13 protein-coding genes, 1 tRNA gene and 1 pseudogene are annotated in these 15,073 nt (G+C 67.5%); 6 read left to right on the top strand and 9 right to left on the bottom strand.

Annotated features, from left to right (window positions below):
* Positions 1 to 34 precede the first annotated feature (34 nt).
* The 3 genes from bpln_RS34020 to bpln_RS13190 all read right to left on the bottom strand — a co-directional run bounded on the left by bpln_RS34020 (position 35) and on the right by bpln_RS13190 (position 3,455).
* Entirely contained in the window at positions 35 to 1,204 is a 1,170-nt protein-coding gene (locus bpln_RS34020; RefSeq protein WP_082465287.1) for a TIGR02391 family protein, read from the bottom strand.
* Positions 1,205 to 1,777: 573 nt separating this feature from the next.
* Positions 1,778 to 3,310: a DUF6538 domain-containing protein gene (locus tag bpln_RS35550; protein ID WP_148654021.1), complete on the bottom strand. Its 1,533-nt coding sequence runs from the start codon at positions 3,308 to 3,310 to the stop codon at positions 1,778 to 1,780.
* A 55-nt stretch (positions 3,311 to 3,365) separates the two neighbouring features.
* Positions 3,366 to 3,455, bottom strand: a tRNA-Ser gene (locus bpln_RS13190).
* 207 nt (positions 3,456 to 3,662) lie between these two features.
* On the opposite strand from bpln_RS13190, the gene bpln_RS13185 reads away from it, so the two are divergent.
* Positions 3,663 to 4,499, top strand: a complete 837-nt coding sequence (locus bpln_RS13185; protein ID WP_055139020.1) for a lytic transglycosylase domain-containing protein — start codon at positions 3,663 to 3,665, stop codon at positions 4,497 to 4,499.
* Between the two features lie 217 nt (positions 4,500 to 4,716).
* A complete protein-coding gene (locus bpln_RS13180; RefSeq protein WP_055139019.1) occupies positions 4,717 to 5,691 on the top strand; it encodes an AraC family transcriptional regulator in 975 nt (324 codons plus the stop codon).
* A gap of 422 nt (positions 5,692 to 6,113) precedes the next feature.
* Here bpln_RS13180 and bpln_RS38385 read toward each other — a convergent pair.
* From bpln_RS38385 to bpln_RS37760, 5 genes and pseudogenes are all read right to left on the bottom strand, one after another.
* Positions 6,114 to 6,486: pseudogene (locus bpln_RS38385) on the bottom strand (type II toxin-antitoxin system VapC family toxin); the annotation flags it as partial.
* Positions 6,486 to 6,722, bottom strand: a complete 237-nt coding sequence (locus bpln_RS13175; protein WP_055139018.1) for a type II toxin-antitoxin system Phd/YefM family antitoxin — start codon at positions 6,720 to 6,722, stop codon at positions 6,486 to 6,488. The gene bpln_RS13175 and the pseudogene bpln_RS38385, both read right to left, overlap by 1 nt.
* Positions 6,723 to 6,933: 211 nt before the next feature.
* Entirely contained in the window at positions 6,934 to 7,065 is a 132-nt protein-coding gene (locus bpln_RS38180; protein ID WP_275472432.1) for a hypothetical protein, read from the bottom strand.
* Positions 7,038 to 7,286, bottom strand: coding sequence for an FAD-dependent oxidoreductase (locus bpln_RS37765; protein ID WP_055139017.1), 249 nt, complete (start codon positions 7,284 to 7,286; stop codon positions 7,038 to 7,040). The genes bpln_RS38180 and bpln_RS37765 overlap by 28 nt, the downstream gene beginning before the upstream one ends.
* A complete protein-coding gene (locus tag bpln_RS37760) occupies positions 7,283 to 7,423 on the bottom strand; it encodes a hypothetical protein (RefSeq protein ID WP_244131963.1) in 141 nt (46 codons plus the stop codon). The genes bpln_RS37765 and bpln_RS37760 overlap by 4 nt, the downstream gene beginning before the upstream one ends.
* A 483-nt stretch (positions 7,424 to 7,906) precedes the next feature.
* Between bpln_RS37760 and bpln_RS13165 the strand changes: the two genes are divergently transcribed.
* Complete coding sequence (locus tag bpln_RS13165) at positions 7,907 to 9,352, top strand: NAD-dependent succinate-semialdehyde dehydrogenase (protein ID WP_055139016.1); 1,446 nt, start codon at positions 7,907 to 7,909, stop codon at positions 9,350 to 9,352.
* A gap of 305 nt (positions 9,353 to 9,657) precedes the next feature.
* On the opposite strand, the gene bpln_RS13160 is transcribed toward bpln_RS13165, so the two are convergent.
* The gene (locus bpln_RS13160; RefSeq protein WP_055139015.1) at positions 9,658 to 10,824 is read right to left on the bottom strand and encodes an alkane 1-monooxygenase; all 1,167 of its coding nucleotides are present in this window, start codon (positions 10,822 to 10,824) and stop codon (positions 9,658 to 9,660) included.
* A 619-nt stretch (positions 10,825 to 11,443) separates the two neighbouring features.
* On the opposite strand from bpln_RS13160, the gene bpln_RS13155 reads away from it, so the two are divergent.
* From bpln_RS13155 to bpln_RS13145, 3 genes are all read left to right on the top strand, one after another.
* Positions 11,444 to 12,907: a cryptochrome/photolyase family protein gene (locus bpln_RS13155; RefSeq protein ID WP_055139014.1), complete on the top strand. Its 1,464-nt coding sequence runs from the start codon at positions 11,444 to 11,446 to the stop codon at positions 12,905 to 12,907.
* Positions 12,908 to 13,094: 187 nt separating this feature from the next.
* The gene (locus tag bpln_RS13150; protein ID WP_042625533.1) at positions 13,095 to 14,087 is read left to right on the top strand and encodes an alpha/beta hydrolase family protein; all 993 of its coding nucleotides are present in this window, start codon (positions 13,095 to 13,097) and stop codon (positions 14,085 to 14,087) included.
* Positions 14,088 to 14,133: 46 nt separating this feature from the next.
* A complete protein-coding gene (locus bpln_RS13145; RefSeq protein ID WP_055139013.1) occupies positions 14,134 to 14,943 on the top strand; it encodes a 4'-phosphopantetheinyl transferase family protein in 810 nt (269 codons plus the stop codon).
* Positions 14,944 to 15,073: the final 130 nt, after the last annotated feature.

The raw sequence follows: 15,073 nt of genomic DNA, 5'->3' as shown, positions 1-15,073 counted from the left end.
GTGCAGAGATATTTTGCCGCTGCTGCTGCCACTACTAGAACGCGATGTCGTTTTCATTCGCCGGTGACGATAAGAAAGGCGTGCCGTCATCCAGTAGAACCCCCGGATTGTCGGGATCCGTTTCACTCTCTAGCGCCTCGGCGAATCGTTTCTGCCAGTCCGCGTTTAGCAAGGTCACGGCACTTATGAGTTTGCTGCGCACCGATTCTTCTCCGTTCTTGACCGCGTTTGAGACTGCGCGCACCGCTCTAGAAATGAAAGTAGGTTCGAGCAATACCTCATCAAGCTGAGCAAAGAAGAACTTGACTACGTAGAGTCTCGCATTCGGGTTTGATTCCTCTAAGCGAGAAACAAGCGCTCGCGCTGCCTCTTGCCGCAAAGAGAAGTGGCCCAGGAAAGTGTTCGACCACGTAGCCAGTGACGAGCTGGTTTTGCCTGACTGCAGCACTTCGCCAGACTTGATGCCAGCGATCAGTTTGTTCTCGATCCGTAGCCGGGGGAGTTCCTGCAAATTCTGCCAGAGTTCGGGCTTTAGCAACCGTAGTGCCGTTCTGATTGCAGCATCCTCAGTGGCAATGCGCAATTCGTCAGAAACAACGGCGAGATAATTGTTTGTCTGCGTAGGCGAAAGAGCGTCAAGCAACGCCCGCGTTAAAAATCGCAATTTACCAAGATCGAGTGTCAGCCGCTCCTTAAACAATGCAGTGATGGCTTCAGTGAGGCGCAAAGTGGGGATTTCTGCGACTAGAAGATTAGCGTAACGCTGCGACTCAACAAATTCAGGGTCCCGAACCTTGCCCATGAAGGAGGCAACCGTGAAAACATCCTTCGATGCGCTTAGCACATCAACAAGATGTCCAAGGAAGAAGATAATAGAATTGGCTGTTTCCTGCGTGTCTTGCGTTGGCTCGTGACTACGAGGATTTCGAATGCCGATGTAAATTCCTCGCAAAATTTGCTCGTAGCCTTTTTGCACATTTCGGTCTGATTCCGTTTGCAATGCATTCAATCGGAGCTTCGGGTTCTCACCTCCGAGCGCCTGCCCGATCAATGCCGATCCGTCACCGTCTACGCCAGCACGCTCGCGCAGCAAATTGCTAATAAAGTGCGTTGCGTCAAGTATCGAATGGGAATAATTCTCCGCTTCGTAAGCCACGCGGATCGCGTCCCATAGCGCTTCGGGAATATGGGTTTGCAGGTTCATGAATGAACAGTGACTGGGTTATATGTGCTGGCATCGTAGCAGACCCGGACCTAGTTGTGCTGCATCTATTTGCGGCCGCTTACGCCACTCGCCCGCCCGCGTACGCTGCATGCGCGGGATGGGCGCATTTATCCAGCGGGAATTGGTGAACCAGACTCCTTCTGCGACAATGCCCGGTTGCCCAATATCTGCGCGTCCTGCGATGCAAGGCTTGCCTGCGCGTCCACCATTGCCCGGCTGCTCGGGTTGAGACGGGGCAAGCTTATCCCTGCGGCGGGTGCCACCTCCGTCCTTGCCATTGAGGCTCGAAGATCAATTCTCGGATGTACTCGCCCCGCGTGTTCAACAAACGACCGCACATTGCACAGCGAATAAACACTCGCGTGCTATTGGGGAAGCGTCATTCAAGCGCCCGCTGACACCGGCTGTCGACTGTCGCAAACTTGCCGAACGAAGTCAGGCGATCTGATGCTTCTGTTTAGGCTAGTCCAGCCTCATACACGTAGTGGCATTGGAACGGCATGTGCCGTCCCCGGGCCGACCAAGCAAGATGTATGTCGTTGCAGCTAGGCTTTATTGCACAGGAGGTAACGTCAGTCCCCTGATTTGATATGTCGTAATCGCCTGGACGAGTGGTCGCAATGGATAAAATTCCCCCCCGTACTCTGACGAGCTATCGCCGTCGTCGTGCCCCTGCATTGCGTCCGCTAGTTCCTTGCTAATACCGCATTCGCGGCATACGTCTTTGAATGTGTGCCTATACGAGTGAAAGACGCGCTTCGGATCAGTTATGCCGCATGTGCCGCGCAGAAACTTCCCGTATACCTTTGAAAAATCCTGCCCAAACTCTCCCGCCTTATTAGGCTCAAGATCGAAAATGCGGAGCTTGCCAAAGCGAGATTTGGCAAGATCAATAAACCCCTGCTCGATCAGGACCGGATGGATAGGAATACGACGGACGCTGCTAGCAGTCTTAACGCGCTTACCGTCGCTGTCGTTATTGATGTAGATGCACCATGCGCGGCGCTCCCCGTCCGCGTCGAAATACGTTTCCTCTCGCACATCAGAGGGCGTAAGTTGGCATAGTTCGGCTAAACGTGCGCCGGTATAGAGGCCGAGCAGCGGTAGCCAGAACCCCTCACGATCGTCTCGCGGGCGCGGTAGGTTTGCACAGATGATGCGGAGTTGGTCAAGTGTGTACGGGAGTCGCTTGGCCTTGCTAGACCGATTGTCAATCAGCTTGACTCCACGGGCCACGTTCGACTGCACTAAGTCATTGGTCAGGCCAAAATTGAATAGCGTGCCCAAGCAATCAAGCGTGTGATTCGTTTGGGGAATGCTGACTCCCGTCTCAACCAACCTATCTTTAAATTCGACAACGTGACGGCGTGTGATGTGTTCGATAGGAACACGGCCCACGAGCAAATAGAAGCGCTCAACCGCCTTATTGTATTTGGCAACCGAGCGTGCGGCGGGTTTTCGCTCCGTCGCCCATCGGTCGCAGAGATCAGCGAGGCTGACTGTATCTAGCAGCGACGGCGGCGGTGTTCCCGTGTGCGTCGGGGAGATCGATGCAGGAATGCCCGGCGAAGAAACGGGCGCATTTATCAATCGTCGCGCCTTCCGAGCCTTGTCGAGCGACGGCATGTTGTCGGCATCAAAGCCGCCAAACGCGTTCAGGTGGTCGAGTTGTTGGGGCGTAGGGAGGCCCATGGAGCTAAGTAGCGTGTCCATGGATTCGCGCGCTTGCTTGCGCCCCTCGGCCGCAGCGTCATGCCACCCCGGATTTGCGGAAAGGTCTGCCTCCCATTCGGCGTCACCTTCTACCTCGTGCTGGACCACATCCGCCATACCTTCATCAAGGTGCTGAGGTGCGGCCAGTGCCGCAGCGAGCGCGGCCCATTCCGCGTCTGTGATAACGGTCTGCACAGCCGCAAGGCGTTTCGCTTCGGAGTAGTCAGAGGTCCCAAGCGCACGGACGATTTCCTGCTTGCCGTAGTGGGCATGGAGCGCTTTGGGAATTTTGCGGCGGAAGTAGTAGCGAGCGCCACGACGCGTGAGGTGGTTTGTCATTTGTCCCGGTGTACCACCCACCTTGTCCACCATGCTTAAACCCTTGATTTTGCTTGGAAAGCCTTATTCTACAAGGGTTTGGGAATCCTGGCGGAGAGAGGGGGATTCGAACCCCCGATAGGCGTAAACCTATACACGCTTTCCAGGCGTGCGACTTAAACCACTCATCCATCTCTCCAGCAAGAGCGAGAGTATAGCAAACTCCGCGCGCGCCCCGCCAGCCCCCTCGGCCGTCCGGCGCGTCGGCTTGCCGACGACATGATGCTCGCCCCGCGCCCCCTGCTTTCGCATCCCCGTCGCGGCCTTCGCGCCGCCCGGCCGCCGTTCGCGCGGCAGGCCTAGAGTTCCGGAATATCCGTCACGCCGTCCTCAGAGGGAGACGTCCATGTCGTTGTCCGTGAGTTCGGTCGGTTCGAGCAGTTTCGACCCGACGCAAAATTCCGCCGTCAGCCAGGCGCTGCAGCAACTCCAGCAGATCGAGCAATTGATTCGCGCACTGATTGCCGCGCTGCAGATGACCGCCAGCCTGAACAACAACCCGTCGCCGTCGGTCGGCGGCGTGGGTGGCGGAGGGGGCGGCGGCGGTGGCATGCCGTCGTTCGGCGGCGGCGGGCTGGGCAGTGGGGGTGTCGGCGCGCCGTCCACTCTCGCGGCAGCCGCCCCCGCCGCCACGCCGGCAACTGGCGCCGCATCGGGTGCAATCCCGAGCGCTGACGCAGCCACGTCGACCACCCCAACCACTGACGCCACGACCACGCCGCAGCCCGCCTCCGCCTCGGCCGTGCAATCGCCGCCGGCCACCTCCGGCGGCGACATGACTCCGCAGCAGGTTGCCAGCAAGTACAACAGCGAGATCATGTCGGCCTCGCAGGCCACGGGCGTGCCGCCCGGCATTCTGGCCGGCCAGATCTGGCAGGAGTCGAAGGGCGTCGCCGACACGCCGGGCGGCGGGCTGATGCAGCTCGGCCCGGACGAGTTCCAGAAGTACGGTGGTGGCGATATCTCGAACCCGGCCGACAACATCCGTGCCGGCGCGAACTACATGAAGGATCTCGCCACGCAGTTTGGCGGCAACATGGACGCAGCGCTGCGCGCCTACAACTCCGGCCCGAACGGCGTCGACCTCGGCAACCTGAACTCGACGCCGGCCGGCACGGGCGACCCGACCTACGTGCAGAAGGTCACGCAGGCCGCGCAGGAGTCGGGTCTGGCCACCACCTGAACGCACGCGTCCCGGCACATTTTCCCGGCGCCCTGCCGCTCGCGCATCGCGTGAGCGGCAGGGCGCTGTCGTTTCACGGCCCGGAAATCGGCATCACGATGAATGAATTGAGTCAATCGATCATATTATTCGTATTTTCGATGCTTTATTATCTCAACCTGTCGAGCATCGCCAACACTTTTCTGTGCCACCCCGACGACCCGACCCGGAGCCCCCGATGGACCTGCTGAGCCGCCTGCTGGCCTTGATGCCCGTGACGGGCGAACTGGAAGCACGCTGCCAGTTCGGCGCGCCGTGGCGCATCCAGAGTGCGGCGGCGGCCGAGCACGAGATTCACTATCACGTGCTGCTGAGCGGCGAGGCGCTGTTCGAGGACGGCAACGGCCCGCCGCTGGCGATGCGGGCCGGCGACATCGTGATGCTGCCGTCGGGCGCGTTGCACGCGCTGCACGACGGCAGCGGCAGGAAGCCGGCGGGATCGACGACGCAGTTCGTCGATGGCCTGGAAGTGGTGACGAACCAGGGGCGCGGCGCGCCGGCCGACGTCTTGTGCGGGCGTTTCCTGTTGCCGGCGATGCCGCAGCAGTTGCTGCGCGACCATCTGCCGGGCCGTCTGCTGGTCAGGACCTCGGCACCGGCAAGCGACGAGGCCGGCGGCGAGGCGCCGGGCACGAACCGCCTGACGCGGCTCGTCGAGCTGATGCGCGAGGAGTCGGCCGAACTCGGCGCGGGCAGCATGGCGCTCGTCAACCATCTGTCGGGCGCGCTGTTCGCGCTGGCGATGCGTTTCGCGAGCGAGTCGGGCGAGCCGCCGCGCGGCCTGCTCGCGCTGGCCGCGCGCCCGCGCCTGCAGCCGGCGCTCATGGCGATGTTCGATGCGCCCGAGCGGCCGTGGACGCTGCCCGAACTGGCCGAGCTGTGCCACATGTCGCGCGCGACCTTCGCGCGGCACTTCGACGAGGCGCTCGGTCGCTCGGCCAGCGATCTGCTCACGGAGATCCGCATGACGGTGGCTGGCAAGCTGCTCGGCGAGGGCACGCTGTCGGTCGCGGAGATCGGCGAGCGCGTCGGCTACCAGTCCGATGCCGCGTTCCAGCGCGTGTTCAAGCGGCAGGTGGGCGTGACGCCGGCGCAATGGCGCGCGCGCAGCCGCGACCGCGGGCGTCGCGCGATGCAGGACGAAGCGGCGTGAGGCGTGGCAGCCCACGCACCGCGAAGGCATGGCGCTCGCGATGCCGCGCGATCCAGTGGCCGTGGCTGGTGTTTTTCAATCGCGCGCGCGCCGTCACGGCTGCGTTTCGCTCGCACTTCTCTTTCGCCTCTTTTCCGATCGTCGCAGAGATTCACCAAGTTTCGCAGACCGCGTACTCGGTATCCTCCGGCGCCCCACCGAAGCACCATACGCCGCTTGTCCAAAGCTTCTCGTTCCGTGCCCGCGTCCTTGATGCCGCCCGGACGTGCCCCGCTCTTGATCTCGCGAAAGATAGCCGGACCGCCGATCGCCCCGACCGCCCGGTTTTTTGCACGACCATGATTCCGCGGCTCTGCCCGGACTTCGTAACCGCCGCTATCGACGACGCGTCGGGAAATATGCTCTGCAACCGTCGCGATCTTTATCGTGATAACGAGGTCCGTGTATTTCGAAAGGTGGCCATCGCAGGTCACCAGCCGTAGCGGCTCACATGGAGACTGCGCCACCAAAAGGTGGTCGAATGGGGCGCGGTGAGTCTCAGGCAAATCACGAACCATGGCAGCGTGAACGGCACGCACCGGAAGCTCTACAAACCCGCTTGCATGAATCTCGGCCACCAGCAGGTTCACATCGACATCGAGTTTGCCAAGCCCCGCTTTGATCGACGCCTCCCAGATAGCGGCGCGACTCACGAATACGTCCTCGGCATCCCGTATCAACTGCCGCGCTTTCGCGCTCAGCCTGGGGCGTTCGCGACCGACCAGAGAAAAATGTGGTATCGAGCAACAGGCGCATCAACGTCCCTCGAATTCCGCGAGCACGTCGCCGGGAAGCGGCGCGTCGAAATCGTCAGTGATGCGAATCTTGCCTTTCAAGCCACCAAACCGCCGCGCCACCTTGACCTGCGCCATCGGCACCAGACGCGCGGCTGGCTTACCCGCCTTCGCAATCACGATTTCCTCCCCGCCGGCCGCAGCGTCGACCAAGCGCGCAAACTGAGTCTTCGCTTCATGAATGTTGACGGTTTGCATGATTGCTCCTGGTGGACTAGGTCCAAGTTAGTCCAGTCCGCGATACTCGTTAATGTACGCATCGAACGAAGATGACGGCGGCCGTCGCGGACAGAAAGCGGTTCGCCTGCAGGGTGAGGTTTTCTATTGACTGTCGCCGTCGCGACCGCAACCAGCGGCGCCGAGGTGGACGAACTGCGGCGGCCTGCCTGCAGGCTCGGGACCCTGGCTGTCACCAGGAAATTTTGCCGTCGCCCGAGCGCGGCGGCGCCGGGACATTCTTTGCGCGTAGCGTCGCGGGCGCGATGGCCGCCGCGAGCAGGTCCGGCACGCGGGTCAGCGGCGCGACGAGCGCTTCGTCCACGCCGTAGTCACGCGTCCGACGCCGCCCGCGGCGAGGCCGATGCCGCGCGTGAGCGGCGTGCGCCCGGTGGCCACCAGCAAGTGGCTGCCGGTCATGCTGCCGCCGTCGTCGAGGCGCAGCGTCACCGCCCGGCCCGAGGTGCCGCTCACCTCGGCGGCACGCGCGCCCTTGCGGATCGCGATGCCCTCGGCGGCGAACGCGGCCTCGATCGCGGCGCTCACGTCCTCGTCCTCGCGCCGCGCGCGCCGTCATGCACCACGGTCACGTGCCGGCCGGCGCGCGCCAGTTCCATCGCGAGCGTCTTGCCGCCCTTGCCGCCACCGAGAAACACGTATTCGAAACTTTCGACGTGTGACATGGGGCCTTCCGATCAAGGAAAGAGAGAAAAAAGCGCGCCGGGGAAAGCGTGCCGTCGATATCCGCCATCTTCGCGCCGCGCACGGGCGGCAGACACGCCGGCCCGTCCCGGTTTCATGCCCGAACGTCTCGTCGTGAGCGGGCGCCGGCCCGGCCGCCCGGCCGAGGGGCTGTCAGGCGGACCTGTCAGGCGGTTACGCGGACCTGTCACGCAGACTTTTCCCGGACGCGGTACGCTTACGTCTTTGCGCGGACGGCAGGCGCCGCGCGGGACCGGGCCGCGCGCCGGCCCGGCGGTGCCGCCAGGCCGGCCGCGCCCCGGGACGACACGGCACCGGTCCGGCCCGCCATGTCGTCGACGGCGCCCGTCGCCGAACCGGACGCCGCGGGCCGCGCGCGCCGCCCACGCCCGAGCCTCGGGCGTCCGGGCCGGCGCCGGCCCCCGGCCCTGGCCGCTCATTTTCCCGATCAGGTGGATATCCAGATGACGAATACGAACTACACCGACACGCAGCTCCTCATCAACGGCGAGTGGTGCGATGCCGCCAGCGGCAAGACCATCGACGTCGCGAATCCGGCGACGGGCCAGGTGATCGGCAAGGTCGCGCACGCGGGCATCGCCGATCTCGACCGCGCGCTCGACGCGGCGCAGCGCGGCTTCGAAGCATGGCGCAAGGTCAGCGCCTACGAGCGCGCGGTGCTGATGCGCAAGGCCGCGGCGCTGGTGCGCGAGCGCGCGGATTCGATCGCGCAGCTGATGACGCTGGAGCAGGGCAAGCCGCTCGCCGAGGCGAAGATCGAAGTGATGTCGGCCGCCGACATCATCGAATGGTTCGCCGACGAGGGCCGCCGCGTCTACGGCCGGATCGTGCCGCCGCGCAACCTGGCGGTGCAGCAGACGGTGGTCAAGGAGCCGGTCGGCCCGGTGGCGGCGTTCACGCCGTGGAACTTCCCGGTCAACCAGGTGGTGCGCAAGCTCAGCGCGGCGCTCGCCACCGGCTGCTCGTTCCTCGTCAAGGCACCGGAGGAAACCCCGGCGTCGCCGGCCCAGCTGCTGCGCGCGTTCGTGGACGCGGGCGTGCCGGCCGGCGTGGTGGGCCTCGTCTACGGCGACCCGGCCGAGATCTCGAACTACCTGATCCCGCATCCGGTGATCCGCAAGGTCACGTTCACGGGCTCGACGCCGGTGGGCAAGCAGCTCGCCGCGCTGGCGGGCCAGCACATGAAGCGCGCGACGATGGAGCTGGGCGGCCACGCGCCGGTGATCGTCGCCGAGGACGCCGACCTCGAACTCGCGGTCAAGGCTTCCGGCGGCGCGAAGTTCCGCAACGCGGGCCAGGTCTGCATCTCGCCGACGCGTTTCCTGGTCCACAACAGCGTGCGCGAGGAATTCGTGAAGGCGCTGGTCAAGCACGCCGAAGGGCTGAAGGTGGGCGATGGCCTCGCGGCCGGCACGAGCCTCGGGCCGCTCGCGAACCCGCGCCGCCTGACGGCGATGGAGAAGGTGGTGGCCGACGCACGCAAGGCGGGCGCGACGGTGGCCACGGGCGGCGAGCGGATCGGCTCGGCCGGCAACTTCTTCGCGCCGACCGTGCTGGCCGACGTGCCGCTCGACGCCGACGTGTTCAACAACGAGCCGTTCGGTCCGGTCGCGGCGGTGCGCGGCTTCGACTCGCTCGACGATGCGATCACCGAAGCGAACCGCCTGCCTTACGGCCTGGCCGGCTACGCGTTCACGCGTTCGTTCAAGAACGTCCACCTGCTGACCCAGCGCGTGGAAGTGGGGATGCTGTGGATCAACCAGCCGGCCACGCCCTGGCCGGAAATGCCGTTCGGCGGCGTGAAGGATTCGGGCTACGGCTCGGAGGGCGGCCCGGAAGCGCTCGAGCCGTACCTCGTCACGAAGTCGGTGACGGTCGCGGCGGTCTGATGCCGGCGGCGCGCCGCCCGGTCTGAACCGCTGCATGCGACGCGCGCCCGCGAGGGCCGCGTCGCAATCCCCGCAATCCCCGCAATCCCCGCAATCCCCGCAATCCCCGCAATCCCCGCAATCCCCGCAATCCCCGCAATCCCCGCCGATCGCGTCGCTCTGAAGCCGCGCTGACGATGAAGGCCCGGCCGCGTCGCACCAGCTTCGCGCCATGCGCGTGCCGCCACCGCAAACCCTCGCCACGATACGCTCCTATACGCCCCGATACGCCCCGATACGCCCCGATACGCCCCGATACGCTCCGCTCAGCCCGGCGCTTGCGCCGCGTAGCGCGCGATCACGCGCTCGCGGATCGACGGCTTGATGTTCAAGCGGCGCATGTCGCCGCCGTAGTGGGCGGCCACGCGCGGGTTCATCACGCGGAACCACAGCGGCGGCAGATAGGCGAGCAGGATCATCGTCGCGTAGCCGGACGGCAGTTGCGGTGAGTGATCGAAGTGGCGCAGCGCCTGGTACGGGCGCGTCGGGTGCGCGTGGTGATCGGCGTGGCGCTGGAGCTGGTAGAGGAACAGGTTCGTCACGACATGGTTGCTGTTCCATGAGTGCTCGGGCGAGCATCGCTCGTAGCGTCCGTTCGGCAACTGCCGGCGCCCGAGCCCGTAGTGCTCGACGTAGTTGACCACTTCCAGCAGCGACGCGCCGTAGACGGCCTGGATCAACAGGAACGGGATCACGCGCGGCCCGCACCAGGCGAGCGCGGCGCCCCACAGCACGGCGGTCATCGCCCAGGCGTGCAGCACCTCGTTGCGCGGCGACCAGACGGACCGCCCGTCCTGTTCGAGCCGGCGCGCCTCGAGCCGCCAGGCCGAGGCGATGCTGCCCGCGAACGTGCGCGGCAGGAACGCCCAGAACGATTCGCCGAAGCGCGCGCTGGCCGGGTCGGGCGGCGTCGCCACGCGCACGTGGTGGCCGCGATTGTGCTCGACGAAGAAGTGGCCGTAGGCGACCGGCGCGAGCGTGAGCTTGGCGAGCCAGCGTTCGCCGCGATGCGTCTTGTGACCGAGTTCGTGCGCGGTGTTGATCGACACGCCGGTGGCCGCGCCGAGCGACATCGCGAAGCCCGCGTAGTCGTAGCCGGTGAGCGGCACGTGGCGCAGCACCCACAGCGCGACGCCGAACGACAGGTAGACGACTGCCGTGGCCAAATACACGACGTAGCGGTAGTAGCGGTCGTTTTCGAGCATGGTCACGGATGCCTCGGGCGGGTTGCCGGCGTCGTCGCCGATCAGCCAGTCGAGTAGCGGGATCACGCCGAACGCGAACAGCGGGCCGAACCACCAGAACAGATGCCAGCCCGTACTCAGCGCGAGCTGCGCCGAGACGATCGGCAGCGTGATCGTCAGCGCGCCGAGCAGCCACCAGTAACGCTTGCCGTCGGTCCAGCCGGCCTCTGCCGGATGCGGATTCGCCATCGTCTGCCTCCTGTTCCCGTCGGGCCGCCGCGCGGGGCGGGCAGGCCTGCTGCACCGCGCGAGGGGCGGTGCCTCGCTGAGTTATAAGGCGTGGCCGCGCGCTTCGCCAGCCCGTCGGGTAGGTGGCGGACTTCAAACGGGTGGCCGGTGCGGGCGGGGCCAGCCGGCGCGCGCGGCCGGCGATTGAAACGCGCGTCATGGCGCGGTGGCGCTGCGGCGCGCGAGGCGGCGTGGCCGCGGCGCGGATCTTGCTGGGCCCGGGGCGAAACCTGGCCGGCGCGTGGCAGCTCGGGCGAGGTGCTGATCGAGGCGGCATCGTCGACGGGACGGCGTGGACGGGCCGCGACCGCAGCCCGGAGACGCGAAACGCGCCGGTTCCGCGGCCTCGCGGAACCGGGCGCTCGCGCCTCGGTGGTGCCCCAGGCCGGCGTGACGCCGGTGGACGATGGTCGCGCATGGTTTAATGGCGCGCATTCCGCCCGATGCGGGCGCTCGTCGCGAGCCCGACAGGCTTCATGGCGCACGGCCGGTATCCTCGCGGTCCGCCGCTGCCGCCGCGCCATGCATCGCGCCAGCCCGCATCCTGGCATCAACCCGTTTCCACCGGAGCTTTTCGCCCTTGTCCGCCGATTCCCAAGCCCAGCCCGCGATCGTCTGGTTCCGTGACGATCTGCGCGTGACCGACAACCCGGCGCTCGCGCGCGCGGCCGAGTCGGGCCGCCCGCTCGTGTGCGTCTACGTGTTCGAGCGCGACGGCACGCGTCCGCTCGGGGGCGCCGCGCTGTGGTGGCTCGACGGCGCGCTGCGTTCGCTCGACGCGCAACTCGCCGCGGATGGCGGCGGCCTCGTCGTGCTCGAAGGCGGCGAGCGCGAGACGATCGACGCGCTGGCCGGTGAACTCGGCGCCGGCGCGGTCTACTGGAACCGCCGCTACGACGGGCTCGCGCGCGAAACCGACGCCGCGCTGAAGCGTTCGCTGAAGGACGCCGGGATCGAGGTGGAGAGCTTCAACGGCGCGCTGCTGCACGAGCCGTGGGAGATCCGCACCGGCAGCGGCGGCGCGTTCCAGGTGTTCACGGCCTACTGGCGCGCGGCGCGCGCGGCGGGCGACCTGCCGCCGCCGCTCGCGGAGCCCGCGACGTGGCGCTTTCACCGGCTGCCCGAGACGCTCGCGCGGCGCGCCACGCGCATCGACGCGCTCGGCCTGCTGCCGACCCGTCCCGACTGGGCGGGCGGCCTGCGCGAGGCGTGGGAGCCGTCGGAGGCGGGCGGCCTCGCGCTGCTCGAGACGTTCCTCGACAAGAAGATCCGCGGCTACGGCGACGCGCGCGACCGGCCCGACCGCCCGGCCACCAGCCGGCTCTCGCCGTATCTGCGCTTCGGCCAGCTGTCGGCGCGGCAGGTCTGGCACGCGGCGCTGGCCGTCCAGCGCGAGGGCGGCGCGGCGGTGGCGGCCGACATCGAGAAATTCCTCAGCGAGCTGGGCTGGCGCGAGTTCAACACGAGCCTGCTCTACCACTTCCCCGAGCTGCCGATGCGCAACTATCGCGACCGCTTCGACGCGATGCCGTGGCGCAGCGACGAGGCGGCGTTCGCGGCGTGGTGCCGGGGCCGCACCGGCTACCCGCTGGTCGACGCGGGGATGCGCGAGCTGTGGGCAACGGGCTGGATGCACAACCGCGTGCGGATGGTGACGGCCTCGTTCCTGATCAAGCATCTGCTGCTCGACTGGCGCGCGGGCGAGCGCTGGTTCTGGGACACGCTGGTGGACGCCGACATCGCCAACAACTCGGCGAACTGGCAGTGGGTGGCCGGCAGCGGCGCCGACGCGTCGCCGTACTTCCGGATCTTCAATCCGGTCATGCAGGGCCGCAAGTTCGATCCGGACGGCGACTACGTGCGCCGCTGGGTGCCCGAACTCGCGGGCCTGCCGGCCGACGCGATCCACGAGCCGTGGCGTGCCAAGCCGATGGTGCTGGAGGCGGCCGGCGTCGTGCCGGGCCGCACTTATCCGGAGCCGATCGTCGATCACGACGCCGCGCGCAAGCGCGCGCTCGGCGCGCTCGAAGCGACCAAACGCTAGGCGAGCCGCACCGCGCGCGCCTCGCCGGGCTCGACGAAATGTTCCAGATGGTCCATCCGGCGCGGCATGCGCGGCGCCGCGCGCTGTGGCACAGTGGCCGCATTCGTGGCCGCCCGCGACCCGCCGGCCCGCAACCGACGCCTGCCGCGCGCCGCCATCCGGCGCCGTCGCCCCCGGAGGAGACACGATGACGAGCGCCCCGACGCCGAGCCTGCCGCCCGAGCCGTTCACCGCCCCGGCGGCGGACGGCTTTGCGCTGAACGGATTCGCATGGCGCCATCGCGCGCCCGACCCGAACCGCGCGGTGGTGGTGATCCAGTGCGCGACGGCGGTGCGCTGCCGCTACTACTTCCGTTTCGCGGCCTGGCTGTTCGCGCAGGGCTTCGACGCGCTCGTCTACGACTATCGCGGCATCGGCGAATCGCGGCCGGCCTCGCTGCGGGCGCTGCGCGCGAACTGGCTCGACTGGGGCCGGCTCGACAGCGAGGCGGTGCTGCAATACGCGGCGCGCGCGTTCCCGGGCCAGCCAGTGGACGTGGTGGCGCACAGCGTCGGCGGCTTCGCGTTCGGGCTCGCGGCCTCGAACGCGCGGGTGCGCCGCGCGGTGATGGTCGGCTCGCAGACGGCGCACTGGCGCGACTACGCGCCGTGGGCGCGCCGGCGCATGTTCTGGAAATGGCACGTCGCGATGCCGCTGCTCGCGCATCTGCTCGGCTACCTGCCGGCGCGGCGGCTCGGCTGGATGGAGGACGTGCCGAAGGGCGTCGCGCTGTCGTGGAGCCGCAGCCGGCCGCGTTTCGAGGATACCTACCGGCGCGCGCCGATCGCCGAGACGCCGGACGAGCGGCGCGCGATGGTGGCGCGCTTCGCGAACCTCACGGCGCCGCTGCTCGCGATCAGCGTCAGCGACGATCCGTTCGGCACGATCGCGGCCACCGAGCGGCTGCTCGGCTACTACGTCCACAGCCCCGTCACGCATCTGCGCATCGCGCCCGAGCGGATCGGTGTGAGCGAGATCGGGCATTTCGCGTTTTTCCACAGCCGCTTCGAGTCGGCGCTGTGGCCGCTCGTGCCGGGCTGGCTGCGCGAGGCGGCGCTGCCGGCCGACGCGCCGGGCGAGATCCTGCGCCGGCCTGCGCCGGCCGCAGAGGCGCCGCTGTCATCCGACGCGATCCGGTAAGATCGGCGCTCCCCGTTCGCGATCCGGCCGCGCGCCGCCCCCGCCCATGGCTTCCGTCTTCGAGACCGCTTCGTCCGTTCCTTTTGCCGCCGCGCTCGCGCCGCACCGGCTGGTGCCGCTCGCGGTGCCCGAGGCAGCCGCGCGGGCCGGCGTGCAGCTGCTGCGCGTCGATTTCGCGTTCGGCACTCCGCTCGACGCGCCGGCCCACGCCGCGCTCGATGCGGCCGAGCGCGCGCGGGCCGCGCGCTTCCTGCGCGCCGAGGATGCGATCCGCCACGCGGCCACGCGCGCCGCGCTGCGCCATCTGCTCGGCTTCACGCTGCAATTGCAGGCCGCGTCGCTGCGCTTCGTGACGGACGAGGCGGGGCGGCCCGAACTGGCGCCGGACGACGCGGCGGCGGTGGATGCCGGTGCCGATGGCGATGTCGGCACCGCGCGGCTCGACTTCAACGTCTCGCATTCGGGCGACCACGCGCTGATCGCCTGGAGTGCGGCGACGCGCGTCGGCGTCGACATCGAGGCGGCGCGCAGCAGCCTCGACTGGGCGTCGCTGGGGCCGTCGGTGTTCGCGCCGGCCGACGAGGCCGCCGTCCACGGCCATGCGCCGCAGGCAAGGCGCGACGCGTTCTTCCGCGTCTGGACCGCCAAGGAGGCGCTGCTGAAGGTGCTTGGCGTCGGCATCACGGGCGGCCTGACCGCGTTCTCGGTGCTCGATCCGCGCGCGCCCGGCACGCTTGCGCCGGCGGTGGTCGATCCGCTCGCGCCAGCAAGCGGCGTGGCGGCCTATACGGCGGCCTGGGTCGACGCCGCGCCCGGTTATGCGGCCTGCCTCGCCTGGCGGCCGGTCGGCGGTTGAGCCGTCGGCCGGGCCGGCGGCGGTCGCGACCCCGGCCGGTTTTTAGGGCGATCCACGCCACGGCGTGCCGGCGCCATGCCGCCACCCACGGTCCCGCCGCCGGCTCCGGGCCGCACATGAGCCGCATGTG

This window comes from Burkholderia plantarii, from assembly GCF_001411805.1.
Taxonomy (GTDB): Bacteria; Pseudomonadota; Gammaproteobacteria; order Burkholderiales; family Burkholderiaceae; genus Burkholderia; species Burkholderia plantarii.
The sequence above is the reverse complement of the archived record's forward strand: the minus strand, read 5'-3'. Positions and strand labels throughout refer to the sequence as shown.

Coding starts and splice junctions, on each gene's coding strand:
- bpln_RS13175 (WP_055139018.1), bottom strand. CDS start 6,722: ATGCAAACCGTCAACATTCATGAAGCGAAGACTCAGTTTGCGCGCTTG.
- bpln_RS13160 (WP_055139015.1), bottom strand. CDS start 10,824: ATGGCGAATCCGCATCCGGCAGAGGCCGGCTGGACCGACGGCAAGCGT.
- bpln_RS13185 (WP_055139020.1), top strand. CDS start 3,663: ATGTCGTTGTCCGTGAGTTCGGTCGGTTCGAGCAGTTTCGACCCGACG.
- bpln_RS13180 (WP_055139019.1), top strand. CDS start 4,717: ATGGACCTGCTGAGCCGCCTGCTGGCCTTGATGCCCGTGACGGGCGAA.
- bpln_RS37760 (WP_244131963.1), bottom strand. CDS start 7,423: ATGTCACACGTCGAAAGTTTCGAATACGTGTTTCTCGGTGGCGGCAAG.
- bpln_RS35550 (WP_148654021.1), bottom strand. CDS start 3,310: ATGGTGGACAAGGTGGGTGGTACACCGGGACAAATGACAAACCACCTC.
- bpln_RS13145 (WP_055139013.1), top strand. CDS start 14,134: ATGGCTTCCGTCTTCGAGACCGCTTCGTCCGTTCCTTTTGCCGCCGCG.
- bpln_RS13150 (WP_042625533.1), top strand. CDS start 13,095: ATGACGAGCGCCCCGACGCCGAGCCTGCCGCCCGAGCCGTTCACCGCC.
- bpln_RS34020 (WP_082465287.1), bottom strand. CDS start 1,204: ATGAACCTGCAAACCCATATTCCCGAAGCGCTATGGGACGCGATCCGC.
- bpln_RS13165 (WP_055139016.1), top strand. CDS start 7,907: ATGACGAATACGAACTACACCGACACGCAGCTCCTCATCAACGGCGAG.